We start from the raw sequence: 20,807 nt of genomic DNA, 5'->3' as shown, positions 1-20,807 counted from the left end.
ACTGGGCGTTGAGGCCACGCAGGAGCTTCGATTGGGCACGCCACTCGGTCAGCCGCTTGCACTGGACCGAGAACCCCGGCGACTCCTGTCGCTCGCCCCAGGCCCGGCGCCGCTCGGCCAGTGCCTCATTCCACAGCAGGCAATGGACCCAGCGTTGGCGCTCCAGGACAGCAAGCTGGGCCGTCGTGGGGTAAAGCCGGTATGTGACCTTGCGCTGGACCATACGAAAATTATACTTGGTTATTATGGATTCACAACCGCTAAAACGGCTCTATCATTGTACGTACCGGCTACAGTACCATTTGGTTATGGTCACCAAATACCGGTGCAAGTGCATCACGAAACCGATGCTTTCCCGATTGGAGGAGATCGCCCGCGCCACAACCGGAAAGTGGGAAGGCGAGGTGCTGGAGTTCAACGGCGAGCCGGATCATGTGCACCTGCTCCTGGAGTTGACGCCGCGCACTGCGCCGTCCGCGTTCGTGAACAATCTCAAGACCGTCACCTCCCGACTGATCCGCAAGGAGTACAAGGAACACTTGCAGCGCTACTACTGGCGCAAGCCGGTTTTCTGGTCTCGGAGTTACTGCATTATCAGCGTCGGCGGTGCGCCGCTCTCGGTGCTGAAGCACTACATCGAGCAACAGGAAGCGTCGGAGTGATCGCGCTTCGCGCCATGCGCCGCTTCACCACCCCCTAAGCCGCATAGCGGCTATAGGCGGAGCACTGCGGCGCGGATTGGTAGGGAACGACGCGGCGTTGACGCGGTCTGACGTCGTCGGCCCGAACGCAGGACAGAACCCACGGGAGGAGAATGGATGCCACGGGTATTGATAAGCACGCTCATCGCCATGCTGGTGTTGGGCGGCATTGCCGGCCTCTCCGGCAACGAGCGTCTCGACCAGGCCCTGGAACAGACCCGGGAACAATGGGTAGCGGCCCACACGCTGACCAGCGAGCCCTTGCGCCAGACGCTGATTGACGACCTTCGGTATCAGACGGGGCGGCTACTCACCCAGTACCCGGAGCACCCGGAGGTGCTGCGCTGGCACCGCCTGGTGGCCCAAGCCCAGCAGCAACGCTGGCACCGGCGAGGCGAGGACCTCAGCGGCTAAACCCTCCCGGGATCACGGGCGTGAGGTGGCGTCGGCCCCGGCGTCCTCGGGGAGCCGCGGGCCCGCGACGGCCTTTAGCTCCCGCACGTCCTCCAGGGACAGCTCCTTGCCGTGGCTCGCGATCCAGCCACGCTCCTGGAAGCGGCGGAACAGGCGGCTCATGGTCTCCGGCGCCACCCCTAGGTAGTTGCTGAGCTCGGAACGGGACATGGGCAACCGGAACCGCCACGGTGAGAGCCCGCGGCGGGCGAAGCGCTGGGACAGGCTCAGCAGCACGATGGCCAGCCGCTCCTCGGCGCTGCGATTGGCGAGCGCGTGGAGCATCTCGTGGTCGGCGAAGATCTCCTTGCTCATCAGGCGCAACAGCTGGTGCTGCAACCCGGGGATCCGTCCCGAGAGGTCCTCGAGGCGCTCGAAGGGGATCTCGCAGACCGTCGTGGTCTCCAGGGCCTGGGCCCCGCAGGGATGCCGGCCCTGGCTGATGGCGTCCAGTCCCACCACCTCCCCCGGCAGGTGGAAGCCCATGATCTGCTCTTCGCCCGACTCGGAGAGGGTATAGGTCTTCAGTGCCCCCGTGCGCACCACGAAGATGGCGCCGAAGGGATCCCCGGCCCGGTAGAGGTGATCGCTACGCCGGATCGGCCGGCGTGGCTGGACGATGCGGTCCAGGCGGTCCACATCCTCCGATTCCAGGCTGACCGGCAGGCATAGCTGCACCAGCCCGCAGTCATTGCAGGCGCTGCGCAGCCGCGATACCCGTAGGCCCTGGGAATTGGGCGGATCGCTCATCGTGAAGAACCCTGGGTGGTGGTCTTCCTTGTGCGCCCCAGCATACTCGATCCGCCCTGCAGCGGGTAAGGGGAAACCGGCCTCAGCCGAGCACCAACAGGACACCGTGGAGTATCGCCGCCGCCGGTATGGCGGCGATGACATCGTCGAGCATGATGCCCAGACCGCCATGGACATGGCGGTCCAGCCAACGGATAGGCCAGGGCTTGAGGATATCGAACACCCGGAACAGGACCACAGCCAGCACCAGGGCGAGGGGTGTGGAGGGGACGGCGATGAGGGTCACCGCGAGGCCCACGAACTCGTCCCACACGATGGCCGGGTGATCATGCACCCCTACCGCCCGGGCCGTGGCCCCGCAGACCCAACATCCCAGCAGGAAGGCGACGCCCACCGCCAACAGGTACAGCCCGAGCGGGAGCAGGCTGAGGCCCCAGACCAGCGGCAATGCCGCCAGCGTACCCACCGTGCCGGGGGCCCGGGGCGCCAGCCCGCTGCCGAAACCGAGGGCGAGAAACTGGCGCGGATCGCGCAGCCGGAAGGCGCCGGTCACCGGCCCCCTCCCCCTCCGTCAAAGTGCCGATACCCGCCCCGGGCCACCTTCATCGGCGCCCCGTCGGCATCGATGACGGTGACCTCCGCGCGCCCGGCCGCCACCCCACCGACGGGATGCACCGTCACGCCCGCCGCGTCGGCGGCACGGCGGACCGCCTCGCTCGCCGCCTCGGGTGCTGTGAATAGCAGTTCGTAGTCGTCGCCGCCGGCGAGGGCGTATTCCATCGCTCGCTCGCCGGCGCAGGCGGTGAGCGCAGGGGACAGCGGCAGGTCCGCGGCGCGGATGGTAAGCGCCACACCGCTGCGATGGGCGAGATGTCCGGCATCCGCCACCACCCCATCGGAGACATCCACCGCGGCGCTGGCCACACCGCGGAGCCCCCGGCCCAGGGCGACGCGGGGCTCCGGCCAGTGCAGCCGGCGCAGCAGCTGCGCCACCCCCGGGCCGTCCCGCACACTGGCCTGCCAGAGCGCCAGGCCGGCAGCGGCCTCGCCGGGCGCACCGGATACCCAGACCCAGTCACCGGGTCGGGCCCCATCCCGACGCAGGGCGTCCTCCCCTGCGTGGCCTGCCACAAACAGCGAGGCCACCAGTGATTCGCCGCGGGTGGTGTCACCGCCGATCAGCGCCAGTCCGTGCCGGGAGGCGAGCGCGTCCAGGCCCTCGCGGATCGCCGCCAGCCGCGTCTCGTCCACCGCCGGCAGGGTCAGGGCCAGCAGCGCCCAGGCCGGCTCCGCCCCCATGGCGGCCATGTCGCTCAGGTTCACTGCCAGGAGCTTGTGGCCGATGCTCGCCGCCGGCGCGTCAGCGGGAAAGTGCACGCCCTCGATGAGGGTGTCCACCGCCAGGGCCAGGGTAGCGCCACCGCAGTCCACCAGGGCGGCGTCATCGCCGTGACCCAGCCGGACGTCGGCCCGGGCAGCCCCCAGCCCGGCGAAGAAGCGCTCGATGAGCTGGAACTCCGAGAGGCTCATTCAGACTCCGGGCGGAACCACTCCGGGTAGAGGGTGGAGATGGCCTGACCGCCGGCACGCCAGCCGTGGCAGGTATCCAGCAGCACCGGCGTCTCGCTGCCCCGGTCCCGTGCCGGATAGATCATCTGGTAGGCGGTAGTGGCGATGGGCCGCAACAGCTCGAAGAGATGGGTGCAGCCCGCCGTCCGGCCGATGCGCTCGTTGACGGCCTTTATCCAACCGGGCCCTATCTGCACGCCCACCAGGGCGCGGTAGGCTTGCTCCGCGCCGGGGCAGTCCGGAAACGGTGTGGCGTCCATGCTGGCCGCCGCCTCACGGATGGTGAGGTCGTCGTCCAGGGCCACCCGTAGCGCCATGTCGTGGATGTGTTCACCAGGGGCGAGCTCGCCGCGGAATTGCAGCTCGAAGGGCTGTGTTTTGGTATCCACCAGCGCGGCCTCCACCTCCCAGAGGCCGTCCTCGCGGCGATAGCCGTCGAGGACGATCCGCCGTCGGTGCAGTCGGCGCCTGGGCCGGGGCTCGGGCAGGCTCATCGCTCACCTCCCCCACGGCCGCGTCGCAGCTCGGCGGCCCGCAGCTCGCTGGCGCGCCCGACCCGATCGAGGACGCCGTTGATGTAGCGGTGACTCTGCTCGGCACCGAAGGCCTTGGCCAGCTCCACCGCCTCGTTGACGACCACCCGATAGGGCACCTCCAGGCGCTCGAGGAGCTCATAGGTGCCCAGTCGCAGGATCGCCCGCTCCACCGGGTCCAGGGTCCGGAAGGGGCGGTCCAGCCAGGGCTCGATGGCCGCATCCAAGCGTGTGACGGTGGCGGGCACACCATGGAGCAGCACCGCGAAGTACTCCAGGTCGGTGCGACCCATGCGGTACTCCTCCAGGAACTGCTGCTCGATGGCGGCGAGGTCCTGGCCGGCCACCTGCCACTGGTACAGGGCCTGCAGCGCCCGGCGCCGGGCCCGGCTACGGCGTCGGTAATCCTGATGGTCGGGTGCGCTCATCCGCTCAGTCCAGCCGCCGCAGCAGGCTGATCATCTCAAGGGTGGACAGGGCCGCATCGGCGCCCTTGTTCCCCGCCTTGGTGCCCGCCCGCTCAATGGCCTGCTCGATGGTGTCTGTGGTGAGCACGCCGAAGGCCACCGGCACGTCCGCCTCCATCTGCACCTGGGCCAGGCCCTTGGTGCACTCGCCGGCGACGTAGTCGAAGTGGGGCGTGCCGCCGCGGATCACGCAGCCCAGGGCGATGACGGCCTCCTGCTCGCCGCGGCGGATCAGCCGGCGCGCGGCCACGGGCATCTCCCAGGCACCAGGTACGCGGACCAGTTCCACGCCGCCGGTGTCCACGCCATGACGGGCAAGCGTATCCACTGCGCCCTCGACCAGGCGGTCAACGATAAACGCATTGAAGCGCGAGGCCACGATGGCAATGCGGGCGTCGCGCGCGGTGAAGTCGCCTTCGATGGTATTCATGGCTCGTTCCAACCTCGGGTGGGTTCCACGCCCGGCTCAGCGCTCGGGCTCGATGTACTCGACCACCTCCATGCCGAAGCCGGAGAGGCCGTGCATGCGCTTCGGCGAGGACAGCACCCGCATCCGCCGCACGCCGAGATCCGTGAGGATCTGGGCCCCGACGCCATAGGTGCGCAGGTCCTGGCTCGCCCCGCCGTCGCCCTTGCCGTGGTGCTCCTCGATCTGGCCGGCCTGCAGCCGCTGGTACTCGCGCATGCGCGCGAGGACGTCGGTGGCGTCCGAGGGCCGGCGCAGCATCACGACCACGGCGGTGTCCTCCGCACCGAGCTGCTCGAGTGCCGGCCGCAACGGCCAACTTTGCTCCAGGCCCGTGGCGTCGAACAGGTCCGAGAGGGTATTCTGAATGTGCACCCGCACCAGCACCGGCTCCTCCGGACGAGGTCGCCCGCGCACCAGGGCGAAGTGGAGCGCTCCATCCACGACGTCCTGGTAGGCGTAGAGGTGGAAACGACCATGCTCCGTCGGCAGCTCGCAATCCGCCACCCGCTCCACGGTGCGCTCGTTGCGCACCCGGTAGGCGATGAGGTCGGCGATGGTGCCGATCTTGAGGCCGTGCTCCCGGGCGAAGGCCATGAGGTCGTCCCGACGGGCCATGGTGCCGTCCTCGTTGAGGACCTCCACGATCACCGACGCCGGCTCGAAACCCGCCAGGCGCGCCAGGTCGCAGCCCGCCTCGGTGTGTCCGGCGCGGGTCAGCACGCCGCCGGGCTGGGCCATCAGCGGGAAAATATGACCCGGCTGGACGATGTCCTCCGGTCGCGCCTGGGGGGCGACCGCCGCCTGGACGGTACGCGCCCGGTCGGCGGCCGAGATCCCGGTGGTCACCCCCCGGGCCGCCTCGATGGAGAGGGTGAAATTGGTGCCGTGCTGGTCGCCGGTCTCATGGACCATCAACGGCAGCCGCAGCTGCTCGCAGCGCTCCCGGGTCAGGGTCAGACAGATCAATCCCCGACCGTAGCGGGCCATGAAGTTGATGTCGTCGGGACGGACCATGGACGCGGGCATGACCAGGTCACCCTCGTTCTCACGGTCCTCGTCGTCGAGGATGACCACCATGCGCCCCTGGCGCAGGTCATCGATGATCTCCTCGGTGGTATTGAAAGCCATGTATCTCTCCGAATCACTCCGCGCCGTAACCGTGTCGGCGGAGGAACTCCCGGGTGATGGTGGAGCCCGCGGGGCGGTGGTCACCGCCCATGAGCCGCTCCAGGTAGCGGGCGATGAGGTCCACCTCCAGGTTGACCGCATCGCCGGCCGCCCGGTCACCGAGGGTGGTGACCGCGGCGGTGTGGGGCACAATGTTGACCTCGAATTCACTGCCCTCGACGGCATTGACGGTGAGGCTCACGCCGTCGATGCAGATGGAGCCCTTCTCCGCGATATAGCGGGCCAATCGCGCCGGCGCCGCGAACCGCCAGCGCTCGGAGCGCCCCTCGGCCCGGCGCCAGGCCACCTCACCGAGGCCATCCACGTGGCCGCTGACCAGGTGTCCGCCCAGCGGAGTGGACAGGGTCAGGGCCTTCTCCAGATTCACCGCATCGTCCACGGCAAGCGCCCCCAGGGTGGTCCGTTCCAGGCTCTCCGAGGACACATCCGCCTCGAAGGTCTCGCCATCGATGCGCACCGCGGTGAGGCAGCAGCCGTTGACGGCGATGCTGTCACCGATTCCCACGGTATCCAGCCCCAACCCGGCCGCCTCTATGGCCAGCCGCCGGCCACCATCCACCGCGCCCATCCGGGCCACACGACCCAGCGTCTGTATGATCCCGGTAAACATTCGTCACTCGCCTCCGCCCGGGCCGAAAATGAACCGCCAGTCCTCGCCGAGGCGCCGCTCGTCGAGGCAGCGCAGGGGGATACGTTCGGACATATGCTCCAGGCCGGGCAACGTCAACAATCCACGGGCGGCATCGCCCATCAGATGCGGCGCCTGATAGACGATGAGCTCGTCGGCAAGCCCCGCCGCTACGAAGGCGCCCGCTATCGTCGGTCCGGCCTCGACCAGCACCTCATTGACCTCGTCGCGGGCCAGCGCCGCCAGCACCGACGCCGGCCCGGGTCGCCCGCCGACCTCCGGCGGCAGCGCGATCACCCGCACCCCCGTTGTCTCCAGCGCACGGACGCGGTCTTCGTCTGGCCAGGCGCAGAATGCCGTCACTCCGCCGCCGTCGGTGACCAGCTGCGAACGCTCCGGTAGTCGCAGCCGCGTGTCCAGCACGTAGCGCCCCGGCTGGGTCACCGGCGCGTCAACATCCCGGGCCGTGAGCGCCGGGTCATCGGCGAGGACGGTGCCGATGCCCGTGAGCACGGCACCGCTGCGGGCCCGCCAGCGGTGCACATCCCGCCGGGCCGGGGCCGCGGTAATCCAACGGCTCTCCCCGGAGGCCATCGCCGTACGCCCGTCGAGACTGGCCGCGAGCTTCACCCGGACCCAGGGCATGCCCTCGGCCATCCGGCGGAGGAATCCCGGGTTCACCGTCCGCGCCTGCGCCTCCAGCAACCCGCAGGCGACCTCCACCCCCGCCGCCTCCAGCCGTGCCAGCCCGCTGCCATCCACCGCCGGGTTCGGATCGCCGGTGGCGGCGACCACCCGCGCCACCCCGGCGTCCGCCAGGGCGTCCGCACAGGGCGGCGTGCGCCCATGGTGGGCGCAGGGCTCCAGGCTCACATAAGCGGTACCGCCCCGTGCCCGGTCGCCCGCGGCGCGCAAGGCGTGGATCTCGGCGTGGGGCCCGCCGGGGCGCTCGTGCCAACCCTCCCCCACCACCGCCTCATCGCGAACCAGCACGCAGCCCACCCGGGGGTTGGGATCGGCGGTATAGAGACCGCGCCGGGCCAGGCGGATGGCCCGGGCCATGAAGGCGTGGTCGGCGCCGGAGAAAACCCGCTCAGCCGTGGTCATCCCCGTCCCGCCCTTCCGGGCCCGCACGGCCCTGCTCCAGGCCCTCGATGACCTCCCGGAAGGCGCTCACGTCCTCGAAGCTGCGGTAGACGGAGGCAAATCGCACGTACGCCACCTGGTCGAGCTCCCGCAACTCCTCCATGACCCAGTCGCCGATACGACTGGCCGGCACCTCGCGCTCACCGGTGGCCTGGATCCGCTTGCGGATGCGGCTGATGGCGGCCTCGATGGCCTCGGTGGCCACCGGGCGCTTCTCCAGGGCCCGGGCAATACCGGTGCGGAGCTTCCCCTCGGAGAACGGGACCCGGGAGCCGTCGCGCTTGACCACCCGCGGCATCACCAGCTCGGCACTCTCGTAGGTGGTGAAACGCTCCCCGCAGGCCGAGCACTCCCGGCGCCGGCGCACCTGATCGCCCTCGCTGGCGAGCCGGGAATCGATCACCCGAGTGTCCTGGGCCTGGCAGAAGGGGCAGCGCATGATGGCCCGCTCAGCCCCTCGCGTAGACGGGGAAGCGCCGGCAGAGCTCGACGACCTTGCCGCGGACGGAGTCGATCACGCCCTCGTCGCCGAGGTTGTCGAGGACATCGCACATCCAGCCGGCCAGCTCCCGGGCCTCGGTCTCGCCCAGACCCCGCGTGGTGATGGCCGGCGTGCCGATGCGCAACCCGGAGGTGACGAACGGCGACTGCGGGTCGTTGGGCACGGTGTTCTTATTCACCGTGATATTGGCCCGGCCCAGCGCGGCATCTGCGTCCTTGCCGGTGACCCCCTTGTCGATGAGGTCGATGAGGAAGAGGTGGTTGTCGGTGCCGCCGGAGACGATGTTAAAGCCCCGGTCCATGAGCACCTCGGCCATCGCCCGGGCGTTGGCCACCACCTGGCGCTGGTAGTCACGGAAGGCCGGGTCCAGGGCCTCCTTGAAGGCCACCGCCTTGCCCGCGATGACGTGCATCAGCGGACCGCCCTGGGTGCCGGGAAAGATCAAGGAGTTGAACTTCTTCTCCAGCTCCGGCTCGCCCTTGGAAAGGATCAGCCCACCGCGAGGCCCACGCAGGGTCTTGTGGGTGGTGGTGGTCACCACGTGGGCGTGGGGCAGCGGGTCCGGGTAGACACCGGCGGCCACCAAGCCGGCCACATGGGCCATGTCCACGATGAAGTACGCGCCCACCTTGTCGGCGATGGCCCGCATCCGCGCCCAGTCCATGACCCGGGAGTAAGCGGAGAAGCCGCCGATCAGAAGCCGCGGCTTGTGCTCCTCGGCCAGGCGCTCGATCTCGTCGTAATCGAGCTCGCCGGTCTCAGCGTCCACGCCGTACTGCACGGCGTTGAAGATCTTGCCGGAGAAGTTCGGCTTGGCGCCGTGGGTGAGGTGACCGCCGTGATCCAGGCTCAGGCCGAGAATGGTGTCGCCGGGCTTGGCCAGGGCCAGATAGACGGCGGCGTTGGCCTGAGAGCCCGAATGGGGCTGGACATTGGCATAATCGGCACCGAAGAGCTCCTTGGCGCGGTCGATGGCGAGCTGCTCGGCGACGTCGACGAACTCGCAGCCACCGTAGTAGCGCTTGCCCGGATAGCCCTCGGCGTACTTGTTGGTGAGCACGCTGCCCTGGGCCTCCATGACCCGGGGGCTGGTGTAGTTCTCCGAAGCGATCAGCTCGATGTGCTCCTCCTGGCGGCGGTACTCGTCGTCCATGGCCCGGGAGAGCTCGGGGTCGAACCCCGCGATGGTCATATCACTGGAGAACATGCAATTTCCTCTCAACGCTTCGCGAAACCGAGCGGCAGGCCCTGCACTGGCGCCACGGGCGCCGGCGGCCAGCCGGCTGAATCGAACAGAATAATGGATATCGCCGCATGTTGCATTGCAAATCCCCGCCAAGACGTCCTCCGGCGTGGGTAGTAAAGCCGCGAGTTACACTGCGCCGAGCTCTTGCCTTAAGACCCCGTGACGGCCAAGACTGGCGGGGCTGAGCGACGGCACCGGGGAGCAGGATGAAGCCAAGACGAGGCAATCGGCGACGGCCACGGCTGTGGGTGGGCTGGCGGGAGTGGATCGGGCTGCCGCAACTCGGCATCGAGGCGATCAAGGCCAAAGTGGACACCGGCGCCGCCACCTCGGCGCTCCACGCCATCCACATCCACGCCCTCCGGGACAACGGCCGCGATCGGGTCGCCTTCGAGGTCCACCCCCTGCAACGCCGCACCGACCGCACCGTCCACTGCGCCGCCGACCTGCTCGACGAGCGCGTGGTCACCAGCTCCACCGGCCACCGGGAGCGCCGCTTCATCATTCGCACCCCCATGGTCATCGCCGGACAGCGATTCCCCATTGAACTGTCGCTGACCAACCGCGATACCATGGGCTTTCGCATGTTGATCGGCCGGCGCGCGATGAAACGCCGCCTGCTCGTGGACCCCGGGGCCTCCTACCTGGCCGGGGCCGCCGACGAGGAGCTTTGGGTGCAGCGCCCGAGGCCGGGGCGTGCCGAGTAGCGTCGTGACGCCGGCGGCCGCGCCGGCGCGCGGATCCAACACCGAACCGGGGACCGACCACGAATGGCCGAGCCACTGCAGATCTATGTCCTCTCGCGGAACACCCGCCTGTACTCCACCCGGCGCATCGTGGAGGCCGGCCGTAGCCGCGGCCACAACGTGCGGGTGGTCGACCCGCTGCGCTGCTACGTAAAGATCAGCGCGCATCGCCCGGAGGTCCATTACAAGGGCGAGATCCTGGAGGCGCCGAACGCGGTGATTCCACGAATCGGCGCCTCCGTGACCTTCTACGGAACGGCGGTGTTGCGGCAGTTCGAGATGATGGGGGTGTTCCCGCTCAACGAGTCGGTGGCCATCACCCGCTCCCGGGACAAGCTCCGTTCCATGCAGCTGCTCGCCCGCCGCGGCATCGGGCTGCCGGTGACCGGATTCGCCTACTCGCCGGACGACAACGAGGACCTGATCAACCTGGTCGGCGGTGCACCGCTGGTGATCAAGCTACTGGAGGGCACCCAGGGCAAGGGCGTGGTCCTCGCTGAGACCAACAAGGCCGCGGAGAGCGTCATCGATGCGTTCCACGGCCTCAACGCCTATTTCCTCACCCAGGAGTTCATTCGCGAGGCCGGCGGCGCCGACATCCGCTGCTTCGTGGTGGGCAACCGCGTCATCGCCTCGATGAAACGTCAGGCCAAGGAGGGCGAATTCCGCTCCAACGTGCACCGCGGCGGCGCGGCCACCCCCATCCGCATCACCCCCGAGGAACGGCAGACGGCGGTCCGCGCCGCCAAGATCATGGGCCTCAACGTCGCTGGCGTGGACATCATGCGCTCCAACCACGGGCCGGTCGTGCTGGAGGTCAACTCCTCACCGGGCCTCGAGGGCATCGAGGCCTCCACCGGCAAGGACGTGGCCGGCGCCATCGTCACCTTCATCGAAAAGAACGGGAAAGCCGGCAAGACCCGGACCAAGGGGCGCGGCTGACGCCCCTCACTGCTGCTGCATCTGCTGCATCATCTGCATGAGGTCGGTGGGCTCGGCGGGGAGCTCGAACGTGCCGTCATCCGGGGCGCCGCTGGAGACGCTCACCACCTCGAACTGCCCCTCCATGCGCAACAGCCCGAGGCCACGGTCCTCGAGGCCCTGCATCACGCCATCCGGGTCCTGGTCCGCACCCACCCCCATGCTGCCGGCCATCACGTCAAAGGCGCGGGTGAGCTCCAAGGCCCGGGGGTCATCACTGAGCACCACCTCGGCAGCGCGCGGGTCGCCGTTCTCGAGCCATTCCATGCGGTAGGCTTCACCGGCGATACCGGCGACGGTGCGCGCCTGCCCCGTCGCGTCCAGTGACAGCAGCTCGGTGTCACCGGACAGGCCCTCGACCTCCGGACCGCCCGGCCCTTCCCCACCGGCGGCGTCGCCCATGGCCTGCTGCATGGCCGAGAGGTCCAGCACCAGGGTCTGGCCGCCCTCATCACGCACGGCATAGGCCTTGCCGTCGCGGACCACCAAGTAGCCGGGCTCGCCATCGATGTTCATACGCACGTTACCTTGATCATTCCACAACAGGGACATATTCCCCGGTCCGCCCTGGGGGCCCTCCTGCATGCGCATGGTTGCGGTGCCGGCGGCCAGGGCCGGCAACGAGAGCAGCGCCAGGGCGCCGCCGAGCAGCATCGAGGTTGCGCTCTTCATGGGATCTCCTCGGTTCCGGTTGTCGGGCGACTTTATCCGTACCAGATATGTCCTTACACTGCACTTAAACCGTATCCCTGCCGCCGTCACCGGCGGCTCCCGTTCCCCAACGCAACCCGATGGCATCCATGGCCCAGTACATCTACACCATGAACCGGGTGGGCAAGGTCGTCCCGCCCAAGAAACACATCCTCAAGGACATCTCGCTGTCGTTCTTCCCCGGCGCCAAGATCGGCGTGCTCGGCCTGAACGGCTCCGGCAAATCCACCCTGCTGCGGATCATGGCCGGCGTGGACACCGAGTACGAAGGCGAGGCACGGCCCCAGCCCGGCATCCGAATCGGCTACCTGGCCCAGGAGCCGGAGCTCGATCCGGCCAAGGACGTGCGCGGCAATGTCGAGGAGGGCGTCGGCGAGACCAAGGCCCTGGTGGACCGGTTCAACGAGGTCTCCGCCCAGTTCGCCGACCCCGACGCCGACTTCGAGGCGCTGATGGCGGAGCAGGCCAAGCTCCAGGACCAGATCGAGGCCGCCGGCGCCTGGGACCTGGACCGCCAGCTCGAGCAGGCCGCCGACGCCCTGCGGCTGCCCCCTTGGGAGGCGGACGTCACCACGCTCTCCGGCGGCGAGAAACGCCGGGTGGCGCTGTGCCGGCTGCTGCTGTCGAAGCCCGACATGCTGCTGCTCGACGAGCCCACCAACCACCTGGACGCGGAATCGGTGGCCTGGCTGGAGACCTATCTCAAGGAGTTCGAGGGCACCGTGGTGGCGGTCACCCATGATCGCTACTTCCTGGACAACGCCGCCGGCTGGATCCTGGAGCTCGACCGGGGCGAGGGTATTCCCTGGCAGGGCAACTACTCCTCGTGGCTGGAGCAGAAGGAGAAGCGCCTGGCCCAGGAGGCCCGCGAGGAGGCCGCCCACCGCCGCACCATGAAGAACGAGCTGGAGTGGGTGCGCTCCAACCCCAAGGGCCGGCAGGCCAAGAGCAAGGCGCGGCTGCGCCAGTTCGAGGAGCTGCAGTCCAAGGAGTTCCAGAAGCGCAACGAGACCAACGAGATCTACATCCCGCCGGGCGAGCGCCTGGGTGACCTGGTCATCGAGGCGAATGACGTGCGCAAGGCCTTCGGCGAGACCCTGCTCATCGATGACCTCAGCTTCAAGATGCCGCCGGGCGCCATCGCCGGGATCATCGGCCCGAACGGCGCCGGCAAGTCGACGCTGTTCCGCATGATCGTCGGTACCGAGCGGCCGGACAGTGGCGAGATCCGCATCGGCGATACGGTGGATATGGCCTATGTGGACCAGAGCCGCGAGGACCTCAACACGGACAACACCGTCTGGGAGGAGATCTCCGGGGGCCACGACATCATCCGTGTGGGCAGCTACGAGGTCCCGTCACGGGCCTACGTCGGCCGCTTCAACTTCAAGGGCACGGAGCAACAGAAGCGCATCGGCGAGCTCTCCGGTGGCGAGCGCAACCGGGTGCACCTCGCCAAGCTGCTCCAGAAGGGGGGCAACGTGCTGCTCCTCGACGAGCCCACCAATGATCTGGACGTGGAGACGCTGCGGGCACTGGAGGATGCGCTGCTGGCCTTCCCCGGCTGCGCCATGGTCATCTCCCATGACCGCTGGTTCCTCGACCGTATCGCGACCCATATGCTCGCCTTCGAGGGCGACAGCCAGGTAACCTGGTTCGAGGGCAACTACACGGAATACGAGGCGGACCGGCGCAAGCGCCTGGGCGACGAGGCGGACCGTCCCCACCGCATCAAGTACCGGCGCCTAGCGAGCGGCTGACGAGACCGGGAGCCCGGTGGCCCCGTAGGGGGCGGCGTGGTGGTGCGCGGGAGCGACTAGGGCGAAGCCCTTCGGAGCGATCCGCGCACCACCGCGCCGCCCCCGCAGGGCCGTGCAGGATCCGGCGACCACGGGGGGGGCCTCCCATAGCGCGGGAACCGTCTGGGTCGCTCCGAAGGGCTTCGCCCTAGTCGCTCCCATCCGGTTCCCGCGCTATGGGAGGCGGCGGTTATCGCTGACCACTAGGGCCGATCCACCGCCGCGAGCAAACCCCGAAAGCCGGAATCCCATCCGCCCCGGAGTGGGGCGGTGGCGTGCGCGAAGCGACTAGGCTCCGCCTTCGGAGCGACAAGCACGTTACCGCCCCGCTCCGGGGCCTCTGCGCGTAACGCCCCTCCAAAGCCGTCCTACCGCACGCTCGCATTACGGTACCACCCGCACGCACCGAGGCTCCCGCCCCTCGGCCCGGGCGCTGCGGTAGAGATCGAGGGCCCGGGGCATACGCGCCTGTAGGTCCTCGATGCGGGTCCCATGGGAAGGATGGGTGGAGAGAAACTCCGGCGGCGCTCGGCCCTCCGCTTCCTCACTCATGTTCCGCCACAAGGCGACGGCCTCCCGGGGATCGAAACCGGCCCGCGCCATCAACTCCAGGCCGATCTCATCGGCCTCGCTCTCGTGGAGGCGGCTGAACGGCAGCAGAACCCCCACCTGGGCGCCGAGTCCGAGCAGCGCCAGCGCCTGCTGCCGGTCCCCGTCACCGCTACCGGCGATGACGCCGGCCACCGCGAGCCCGGAGCCCACGGCAAACTGCTGGGACATGCGCTCGTTGCTGTGATCGGCCATCACGTGGGCGATCTCGTGGCCGATCACCGCGGCGAGCTGGTCGGGGGTCTCGGCGAGCTCCAACATACCGGCATGAACGCCGATCTTGCCGCCGGGCAGCGCGAAGGCGTTGGCCCTGTCGTCGTCGAAGACCTCCACCTCCCAGCCCTCGTCCAGGCGATAACGCGCGGGCAGCACCTCGGTGACCGCATCGGTCACGCAACGGACGTAGCCGGTGACCTCCCGGTTACGGACCACGGGCTGCTCCTCCTTCATCTCCGCGAAGGCAGCGGCCCCCATGGCCTGCATCTGGCCCGGCGGGAAGAGCTGCAGCTGGCGACGGCCGGTTGGGGAGGTAGCACAGGCGACGACCACGGCGGCCACGATGACGGTGACGAGCAGACGACGAAGCATGCCTACAGACCTCGTTTCCCCGGCGGAGGCGCAGAGCCCACCTCCTGAAAGCATAAGCGCGCGGCGTTGACCGCCACGGTCGCCATCGATAGTAGCATTAACACCAGCATCGCCATGGGGGTGAGCAGCCAACCGAACAGGGGTTGCGACAACCCGGCCGCGACCGGAGCCAGGGCCAGGCAATACGTGGCGGCCATTCCGCTGCCGACAAGCAGATTGCGGAGGCTGAACCGGGCGAGGACCAGGGCATCGGCAACGGCGTGGAGGGAGTCCCGGGCCAGCGTCACCGATGCGCGGCGGGCCGCCTCGGGGTCGGCCCCGAAAACCGCGATCCCCACATCCGCGCGCGCGAGGGCATCGGCATCGTCGACCCCGTTGCCGACCATCGCCACCGGGCCATACTCCTCGCGCAGCGCCCGCAGCTCGTCCACCTTGGCCCCGCCCTCCGCCCCCGCACGCACCAGCGCGATACCCAGGCGATCGGCCACCGCCCGGGCCGCGAGGGCATCGTCGCCGGTGAGCAACACCACCTCCAGGTCGAGGGCACGCACCCTTTCGACAACGTCTGCCGCCTCGGGGCGCAGCGGATCCGACAGGGCGATCGCGCCCGCCAGGACGCCGTCCACGGCGACGAACAGCGGCGTGCTGCCCTCCGCCTTCAGCTCCGCCCCGCGCGGGCTGAGGGGGTTATCGATGCCGGCCTCCACGAGAGCGGCATCCGGGCCGATGGTAACGCGCCGGCCGTCCGCCGGCTCCACCGACACGCCGCCCCCGGGAAGGCGGCGAAACGCGGCGGGAGGATGGACAGGGATGCCGCGTTCCCTTGCCGCCCGGGTCACCGCGCCCGGCGCGGCGGCGGCCTCGGCGGCCGCTGCCCAGCGGAAGAGATCCCGTATGGCCACCCCCTCCACCGGTTCCACCGCCACCACCTCCGGGTCACCAGTGGTCAGCGTCCCGCTCTTGTCGAAGACCACCGCACGCAGTCCGGCGAGGGTAGGCAGCGCGCCCTCGGTGCGGGCCATGGCACCATGCTCGGCCAGACGGCCGAGACCGAATCTTGCGGTCAGGGCAACGCCCAAGGGCAAGGCGGGAAGGCCGGCGAGCACGGCCAGCGTACACCCGGCGAGGACAGCGAGACCGAACTCGTCCGCAACCAGCCATACGGCTACCATTATCGCAATCAGGGCCAGCGTGGCGATGGCCATGACCAGGGCGACGCGGTTGGCCAGCTCGTAGACGGACCGCCGCGCCGGCCCATCATCGGCGCCCCCGCCGGGCCCCGCCGGCAGGAGCTCCCCGGCCTCCACCCACAGCAGTCCTCCGACGTATACGGCGAGGGTGAACAGCGGAAAGGCGAGATAGCCCACCTCTCCGTCGAGGGGCAGACGCTCCGGCACAACTGCGGCGAATCCTGCATGGACCCAGCTCCCGACCAGGGCCAACGCGACCAGGGCATTCAAACCGGCGAAGGGATACGGACGCCGGTCACGCCGCCATGCCCGCGCCAGACACAACGTCGCCGCCAGCGCGAGGGCCAGGGAGAGCAGCCGCCAGGCCGTACCGCCCTCGAAGGACTGGGCGAGGGCGTCGACGACCAGCAACACAGCCGCCGCCACCCCGACCAGCCTGACCGCAGCGGTGGTGGCCGGCGCGGAGTATGGCCGGAGAGGACGGGGCTCGATGGCGCAGCCGCTGTCGTGGGCAATCCGCTCAAGCATGTCGAACGGCACCGAACCCCGTACCCGGAGCACGGAGCCATCGGTCCATACCCCGCTGACCCCGGGCATCTCGGCCAGGCGTCGGCGTATCCGGGCCGGTGCCCGGGAGGACGAACCGCCCCGGATCCAGTATTCGCGAATGGCCGCCGGGACACGCCCCATGGACAGACACCTTCGATCCTGCAAACGTTAACCGAGTGGGACGACAGACCGACGCCCGGAACCCGGAGGTAGCATGGCGCAGACGATTGTATTTGATGTCAATGAAACGCTGCTCGACCTGGCGGCGCTGGATCCGCTGTTCGAGCGCCTGTTCGGGGATGCAGGGGCACGACGGGAGTGGTTCACGCAGGTATTGCAGAGCGCCATGACCATCACACTCACCGGCCGTTACGAGGACTTCAGTGCCGTTGGGGCCGCGGCGCTCGCCATGGTCGCCGAGCGCCGCGGCCTCACCCTCGCCGACGACGACCGCCAGGCGGTGGGCGCGGCCATGCGCCGGCTGCCGCCGCACCCCGAGGTTCCGGAGGCGCTGGAGGACCTGCGCGACGCGGGCTTTCGCCTGGTGGCGCTCACCAATTCCGCCCCGGAGGCGATGGACGAGCAACTCGCCCATGCCGGTCTGCGCCCGCTCTTCAGCGAAGCGCTGTCGGTGGATCGTGCCCGGGCGCTGAAGCCAGCACGTGCAGTCTACGAGACCGCGGCCTCGACCCTGGGCGAACCGCCCGCCGCCCTGACCATGGTAGCGGCCCACGGCTGGGACGTGGCCGGCGCCATGAGCGCCGGCTGGCGCGGGGCCTTCGTGGCGCGTCCGGGGCAGGTGTGGGAGGCGCTATTCCCGCCGCCACAGATCATCGGCGCCGATCTCAAGGCGGTGAGCAGGGAGCTCATCGCCGCCGGCTGAGGGCATCGCCAACGTTGGCGCCCAACATCAGCAAGCAGGGCGTGAGGATCAACGTCAGCACGGTGGCGAAGGCGAGACCGCCGGCGATGGCGCTGGAGAGCTGGGCCCACCACTGGGTGGAGGGGGCGTTGTACTGAATCTCCCGGCCGATGATGTCGACGTTGAGCTTCAGCACCATCGGCATGAGACCAAGGATGGTGGTCACCGAGGTCAACAGCACCGGCCGCAGGCGCTGGGCCGCAGTGCGCAGGACCGCCTCCCGCACGCCCTGCCCCTCCCGGCGCAGGGCGTTATAGGTGTCGATGAGCACGATGTTGTTGTTCACCACGATGCCCGCCAGCGCGATCATGCCCACGCCCACCATGACGATCCCGAAGGGCCGCTGGGTGACCAACAGCCCGAGCAGGACGCCCGCAGTGGAAAAGGCAATGGCGGAGAGCACCAGGATCGCCTGGTAGAAGCTGTTGAACTGCCCCACCAGGATGAGTGCCATGAACAGTACCGCCACCATGAAGGCGGCACTGAGAAACTCCTGGGCCTCGCGCTGGTCCTCGTCCTCGCCGGCGAAGCTGACCTCTACCCCGTCTGGCAGCTCCGCCTCGGCCAGCGCGGTACGCAGGCGCTGGACCTGGTTATCCACCAGCCGCCCCTCGGCGGCGTCGGCGCGGATAGTGAAGACCCGACGGCCGTCCACCCGCTCGATGGTCCCGGTACTCGGCCCGGGCCGGAGGTCGACGAAGTTGCCGATGGGGACCTGGCCGTAATCGGTGGGCACACGCAGCCGCTCCAGGGTCTCCAGGCTACGGTCCTCGGCGGGGAAACGAACGCGGATGTCGACCTCGTCGTCGGCGTCGTCCGGGCGATAGTCCGCGAGCAAGATGCCATTGGTCACCAGCTGCACGGCATTGCCCACGAGCTGGATATCCGCGCCGTAGCGGGCCGCCTTCTCCCGGTCCACCTCGATACGCCACTCGACGCCAGCCACCGGGCGATTATCCTCGATGTCACTGAAGCCGCCGAGTCCTTCCATGAGCCCGCGGATCCGTTCCACCGCGGCATGCAGGCCGTTGGCCGCCGCCACCTGGAGCTGTATCGGCTTGCCCTGGCCGGGGCCCGCCTGGGCCTTGCGGATCTCCACGCGGATGCCGGGCAGATCGGCAGTGGCTTTGCGCATCTCCGCCATGATCTCCGCCGCCGGGCGTCGCTGCTCCCACGGCCGGAAATCCAGCTGGATGACGCCCACGGTATCCGGAGTGACGTTCTGCAATCCCTGGGGATCGCTGATGGTGCGCGCATAGACGTGTTCGATCTCTTCGAAGGCGAGCAGCCGGCGCTCCACGGCGCGCACCAGCTCGTCCTTCTCCCGTATCGAGAGATCCCCGCGGGCGTGGACCTGGACCTGGGCCAACTCGGGCTCCACATCCGGAAAGAATTCCACCCCGCGCCCAAGCAGCCCGTAGGCGCCGTACGTCGCGGCCACGGCCGCGACGATGAACAGCAGCACGGCGGTGGGGTGATTGAGGGCACGGCCGAGCAAGCGCACGTACGCGCCCACGAAACCACGCAGGCTCGCGAGATCGCCGCGCTCGGCGGCCACGAGGGCCTCGGCATTGGCGGTGGCGGCGGCACTGGGCCGGGCAATGACGCCACCGAGCACAGGGATGAACACCAACGCCATGGCCAGGGAGGCGGTCAGGGTCAGCAGCACCGTGATGGGGAGATACTTCATGAACTCGCCGACCACGCCGGGCCAGAACATCAACGGCAGGAACACCGACAGCGTGGTGGCGGTGGCGGAGATCACCGGCGGCGCCATGCGCTGGGCGCCGTGGAGATAGGCCTCACGCCGGCCCCAGCCCTCGGCAAGGCGGCGTTCGGCGAGCTCCACCACCACGATGGCACCGTCCACCAGCATCCCCACGACCAGAATCAAGCTGAACAGCACCACGATGTTCATGGTATAGCCGAGCAGGTGGACCGCGAGGATACCGGCCAGGAACGAACCCGGTATGGCCAGGCCCACCAGCACCGCCGGCCGCCAGCCCAGGGCGGCAATGACCACCGCCATCACCAGAACGACACCGGCAAGGACATTGTTCTGGAGGTCCCGCAGCATGGTGCGGATATCCTCGGAACGGTCCTGCAGGTAGGCCACCCCCAGCCCCTCCGGCCAGTCGGCGCGGGCCTGCTCCACCACGGCGCGGGCCGCGGCGGTGGTCTCGATGATGTTGGCACCCACCCGCTTGGACACCTCCAGGGTCAGCGCCGGCTGTCCGTCGACCCGGGCGAACTCGTCGGCGTCCTTGAACGTGCGGCGGACGCGGGCGACGTCCCCGAAGGTGACCACCCGATCGCCACTGGCCTTCAGCGGCAGATCCTGTACGTCCCCGAAGCCCTCGATGAGGCCGGGGACCTTGACCGGGAGCCGGCCGGCCCCGGTGTCCAGTGTGCCCGCCGCCACCAGCAGGTTGTTGTTGCGCACCCGGGAGAAAAGCCGCTCGTAGTCGACGCCGTAGGTCTCCATGACCTGGTGGTCGACGATGACCTCCAACACCTCCTCGCGCTCGCCGCCGATATCCGCCTCCAGCACATTGGGCAACGCCTCCAGACGGTCCTGCAGGGCCCGGGCCTGCTCCAACAGGGTCCGCTCGGGAACCGGCCCGGAAAGGGCGACGGTGAGCACCGGGAAGAGCGCGACGTTGACCTCCTGGACCCGCGGCTCATCACTGGCGGGGGGCAGATCGGACTTGGCGATGTCCACGGCCTCACGCACGTCCCGCAACGCCTGGTCGGCGTCAAAGCCCGCCTCGAACTCCAGGATCACGGCCACATACCCCAGCGCAGCGGTGGTGCGCATCTCCTTGAGGCCCTCGATGGACTGGAGCTCGGTCTCCAACGGCCGGGCCAGCAGGCGCTCACCGTCTTCCGGCGAGACCCCCTCGTGGCCTACCGAGACATAGATGATGGGTATGGCGACATCCGGCTCCGCCTCTTTGGGGATATTGACGTAGGCATTGGCGCCGAGCAGCAGGATCATCACCAGCAGGAGCAGGACGGTGCGGCTGCGCGAGAAGGTAGCGGCGATCATGTCCGCCATGT

Annotated in this window: 22 protein-coding genes; 6 read left to right on the top strand and 16 right to left on the bottom strand. The window is 69.0% G+C overall.

Annotated features, from left to right (window positions below):
* Nucleotides 1-223: helix-turn-helix domain-containing protein (locus tag ACQ754_RS08485; protein ID WP_440996575.1), on the bottom strand; the 223-nt coding region annotated here is incomplete at its 3' end.
* 22 nt (nt 224-245) lie between these two features.
* Between ACQ754_RS08485 and tnpA the strand changes: the two genes are divergently transcribed.
* On the top strand, nt 246-662 hold the full coding sequence (gene tnpA / locus ACQ754_RS08480) for an IS200/IS605 family transposase (RefSeq protein ID WP_440996584.1): 417 nt from the start codon (nt 246-248) through the stop codon (nt 660-662).
* 156 nt (nt 663-818) lie between these two features.
* Nucleotides 819-1,115, top strand: coding sequence for a hypothetical protein (locus ACQ754_RS08475; RefSeq protein ID WP_440996574.1), 297 nt, complete (start codon nt 819-821; stop codon nt 1,113-1,115).
* 12 nt (nt 1,116-1,127) lie between these two features.
* Here ACQ754_RS08475 and fnr read toward each other — a convergent pair whose 3' ends face one another.
* The 11 genes from fnr to glyA form a co-directional block, all read right to left on the bottom strand.
* On the bottom strand, nt 1,128-1,904 hold the full coding sequence (gene fnr, locus ACQ754_RS08470) for a fumarate/nitrate reduction transcriptional regulator Fnr (RefSeq protein ID WP_440996573.1): 777 nt from the start codon (nt 1,902-1,904) through the stop codon (nt 1,128-1,130).
* A gap of 82 nt (nt 1,905-1,986) precedes the next feature.
* Nucleotides 1,987-2,457, bottom strand: a complete 471-nt coding sequence (locus ACQ754_RS08465) for a phosphatidylglycerophosphatase A family protein (RefSeq protein ID WP_440996572.1) — start codon at nt 2,455-2,457, stop codon at nt 1,987-1,989.
* A complete protein-coding gene (thiL, locus tag ACQ754_RS08460) occupies nt 2,454-3,434 on the bottom strand; it encodes a thiamine-phosphate kinase (protein WP_440996571.1) in 981 nt (326 codons plus the stop codon). Before thiL ends, ACQ754_RS08465 begins: the two co-directional genes overlap by 4 nt.
* Nucleotides 3,431-3,967 (bottom strand): DUF2889 domain-containing protein, encoded by a 537-nt coding sequence (locus ACQ754_RS08455; protein WP_440996570.1) that lies wholly within the window; start codon nt 3,965-3,967, stop codon nt 3,431-3,433. The genes thiL and ACQ754_RS08455 overlap by 4 nt, the downstream gene beginning before the upstream one ends.
* Nucleotides 3,964-4,434, bottom strand: a complete 471-nt coding sequence (nusB, locus tag ACQ754_RS08450; protein ID WP_440996569.1) for a transcription antitermination factor NusB — start codon at nt 4,432-4,434, stop codon at nt 3,964-3,966. Before nusB ends, ACQ754_RS08455 begins: the two co-directional genes overlap by 4 nt.
* A gap of 4 nt (nt 4,435-4,438) precedes the next feature.
* A complete protein-coding gene (gene ribH, locus ACQ754_RS08445; RefSeq protein ID WP_440996568.1) occupies nt 4,439-4,903 on the bottom strand; it encodes a 6,7-dimethyl-8-ribityllumazine synthase in 465 nt (154 codons plus the stop codon).
* A 36-nt stretch (nt 4,904-4,939) separates the two neighbouring features.
* Complete coding sequence (ribBA, locus tag ACQ754_RS08440) at nt 4,940-6,070, bottom strand: bifunctional 3,4-dihydroxy-2-butanone-4-phosphate synthase/GTP cyclohydrolase II (protein ID WP_440996567.1); 1,131 nt, start codon at nt 6,068-6,070, stop codon at nt 4,940-4,942.
* A 13-nt stretch (nt 6,071-6,083) separates the two neighbouring features.
* Nucleotides 6,084-6,740, bottom strand: a complete 657-nt coding sequence (locus ACQ754_RS08435; protein ID WP_440996566.1) for a riboflavin synthase — start codon at nt 6,738-6,740, stop codon at nt 6,084-6,086.
* A gap of 3 nt (nt 6,741-6,743) precedes the next feature.
* Nucleotides 6,744-7,865, bottom strand: a complete 1,122-nt coding sequence (ribD, locus tag ACQ754_RS08430) for a bifunctional diaminohydroxyphosphoribosylaminopyrimidine deaminase/5-amino-6-(5-phosphoribosylamino)uracil reductase RibD (protein ID WP_440996565.1) — start codon at nt 7,863-7,865, stop codon at nt 6,744-6,746.
* Nucleotides 7,852-8,343: a transcriptional regulator NrdR gene (gene nrdR / locus ACQ754_RS08425; protein WP_440996564.1), complete on the bottom strand. Its 492-nt coding sequence runs from the start codon at nt 8,341-8,343 to the stop codon at nt 7,852-7,854. Before nrdR ends, ribD begins: the two co-directional genes overlap by 14 nt.
* Before the next feature lie 10 nt (nt 8,344-8,353).
* Nucleotides 8,354-9,613 (bottom strand): serine hydroxymethyltransferase, encoded by a 1,260-nt coding sequence (glyA, locus tag ACQ754_RS08420; RefSeq protein WP_440996563.1) that lies wholly within the window; start codon nt 9,611-9,613, stop codon nt 8,354-8,356.
* 245 nt (nt 9,614-9,858) lie between these two features.
* Here glyA and ACQ754_RS08415 point away from each other — a divergent pair, with 245 nt between their 5' ends.
* Nucleotides 9,859-10,359, top strand: coding sequence for an ATP-dependent zinc protease family protein (locus tag ACQ754_RS08415; RefSeq protein WP_440996562.1), 501 nt, complete (start codon nt 9,859-9,861; stop codon nt 10,357-10,359).
* Between the two features lie 63 nt (nt 10,360-10,422).
* A complete protein-coding gene (rimK, locus tag ACQ754_RS08410; protein WP_440996561.1) occupies nt 10,423-11,340 on the top strand; it encodes a 30S ribosomal protein S6--L-glutamate ligase in 918 nt (305 codons plus the stop codon).
* 6 nt (nt 11,341-11,346) lie between these two features.
* On the opposite strand, the gene ACQ754_RS08405 is transcribed toward rimK, so the two are convergent.
* Nucleotides 11,347-12,051, bottom strand: coding sequence for a hypothetical protein (locus ACQ754_RS08405; protein ID WP_440996560.1), 705 nt, complete (start codon nt 12,049-12,051; stop codon nt 11,347-11,349).
* A 128-nt stretch (nt 12,052-12,179) separates the two neighbouring features.
* Between ACQ754_RS08405 and ettA the strand changes: the two genes are divergently transcribed.
* Nucleotides 12,180-13,850, top strand: a complete 1,671-nt coding sequence (gene ettA, locus ACQ754_RS08400) for an energy-dependent translational throttle protein EttA (protein WP_440996559.1) — start codon at nt 12,180-12,182, stop codon at nt 13,848-13,850.
* A 423-nt stretch (nt 13,851-14,273) separates the two neighbouring features.
* Here ettA and ACQ754_RS08395 read toward each other — a convergent pair whose 3' ends face one another.
* Both ACQ754_RS08395 and ACQ754_RS08390 read right to left on the bottom strand, forming a co-directional pair.
* Entirely contained in the window at nt 14,274-15,086 is an 813-nt protein-coding gene (locus ACQ754_RS08395; RefSeq protein WP_440996558.1) for a M48 family metallopeptidase, read from the bottom strand.
* Between the two features lie 2 nt (nt 15,087-15,088).
* Nucleotides 15,089-16,966, bottom strand: a complete 1,878-nt coding sequence (locus ACQ754_RS08390) for an HAD-IC family P-type ATPase (protein ID WP_440996557.1) — start codon at nt 16,964-16,966, stop codon at nt 15,089-15,091.
* Nucleotides 16,967-17,039: 73 nt separating this feature from the next.
* Between ACQ754_RS08390 and ACQ754_RS08385 the strand changes: the two genes are divergently transcribed.
* On the top strand, nt 17,040-17,708 hold the full coding sequence (locus ACQ754_RS08385) for a haloacid dehalogenase type II (RefSeq protein WP_440996556.1): 669 nt from the start codon (nt 17,040-17,042) through the stop codon (nt 17,706-17,708).
* On the opposite strand, the gene ACQ754_RS08380 is transcribed toward ACQ754_RS08385, so the two are convergent.
* Complete coding sequence (locus ACQ754_RS08380; RefSeq protein WP_440996555.1) at nt 17,692-20,805, bottom strand: efflux RND transporter permease subunit; 3,114 nt, start codon at nt 20,803-20,805, stop codon at nt 17,692-17,694. The two genes, ACQ754_RS08385 and ACQ754_RS08380, sit on opposite strands and share 17 nt — an antisense overlap.
* Between the last annotated feature and the right edge of the window lie 2 nt (nt 20,806-20,807).

It is taken from the genome of Arhodomonas sp. SL1, assembly GCF_052060015.1.
Lineage (GTDB): Bacteria > Pseudomonadota > Gammaproteobacteria > Nitrococcales > Nitrococcaceae > Arhodomonas.
Note: the sequence above shows the minus strand (reverse complement) of the source record. Positions and strands in the feature narration are given on the sequence as shown.

Coding starts and splice junctions, on each gene's coding strand:
- ACQ754_RS08385 (WP_440996556.1), top strand. CDS start 17,040: ATGGCGCAGACGATTGTATTTGATGTCAATGAAACGCTGCTCGACCTG.
- nusB (WP_440996569.1), bottom strand. CDS start 4,434: ATGAGCGCACCCGACCATCAGGATTACCGACGCCGTAGCCGGGCCCGG.
- glyA (WP_440996563.1), bottom strand. CDS start 9,613: ATGTTCTCCAGTGATATGACCATCGCGGGGTTCGACCCCGAGCTCTCC.
- fnr (WP_440996573.1), bottom strand. CDS start 1,904: ATGAGCGATCCGCCCAATTCCCAGGGCCTACGGGTATCGCGGCTGCGC.
- ettA (WP_440996559.1), top strand. CDS start 12,180: ATGGCCCAGTACATCTACACCATGAACCGGGTGGGCAAGGTCGTCCCG.
- ACQ754_RS08405 (WP_440996560.1), bottom strand. CDS start 12,051: ATGAAGAGCGCAACCTCGATGCTGCTCGGCGGCGCCCTGGCGCTGCTC.
- ACQ754_RS08380 (WP_440996555.1), bottom strand. CDS start 20,805: ATGGCGGACATGATCGCCGCTACCTTCTCGCGCAGCCGCACCGTCCTG.
- ACQ754_RS08435 (WP_440996566.1), bottom strand. CDS start 6,740: ATGTTTACCGGGATCATACAGACGCTGGGTCGTGTGGCCCGGATGGGC.
- rimK (WP_440996561.1), top strand. CDS start 10,423: ATGGCCGAGCCACTGCAGATCTATGTCCTCTCGCGGAACACCCGCCTG.
- tnpA (WP_440996584.1), top strand. CDS start 246: ATGGATTCACAACCGCTAAAACGGCTCTATCATTGTACGTACCGGCTA.
- ACQ754_RS08415 (WP_440996562.1), top strand. CDS start 9,859: ATGAAGCCAAGACGAGGCAATCGGCGACGGCCACGGCTGTGGGTGGGC.
- nrdR (WP_440996564.1), bottom strand. CDS start 8,343: ATGCGCTGCCCCTTCTGCCAGGCCCAGGACACTCGGGTGATCGATTCC.
- ribBA (WP_440996567.1), bottom strand. CDS start 6,070: ATGGCTTTCAATACCACCGAGGAGATCATCGATGACCTGCGCCAGGGG.
- ACQ754_RS08475 (WP_440996574.1), top strand. CDS start 819: ATGCCACGGGTATTGATAAGCACGCTCATCGCCATGCTGGTGTTGGGC.
- ACQ754_RS08390 (WP_440996557.1), bottom strand. CDS start 16,966: ATGGGGCGTGTCCCGGCGGCCATTCGCGAATACTGGATCCGGGGCGGT.
- ribH (WP_440996568.1), bottom strand. CDS start 4,903: ATGAATACCATCGAAGGCGACTTCACCGCGCGCGACGCCCGCATTGCC.
- ACQ754_RS08395 (WP_440996558.1), bottom strand. CDS start 15,086: ATGCTTCGTCGTCTGCTCGTCACCGTCATCGTGGCCGCCGTGGTCGTC.
- ACQ754_RS08455 (WP_440996570.1), bottom strand. CDS start 3,967: ATGAGCCTGCCCGAGCCCCGGCCCAGGCGCCGACTGCACCGACGGCGG.
- thiL (WP_440996571.1), bottom strand. CDS start 3,434: ATGAGCCTCTCGGAGTTCCAGCTCATCGAGCGCTTCTTCGCCGGGCTG.
- ribD (WP_440996565.1), bottom strand. CDS start 7,865: ATGACCACGGCTGAGCGGGTTTTCTCCGGCGCCGACCACGCCTTCATG.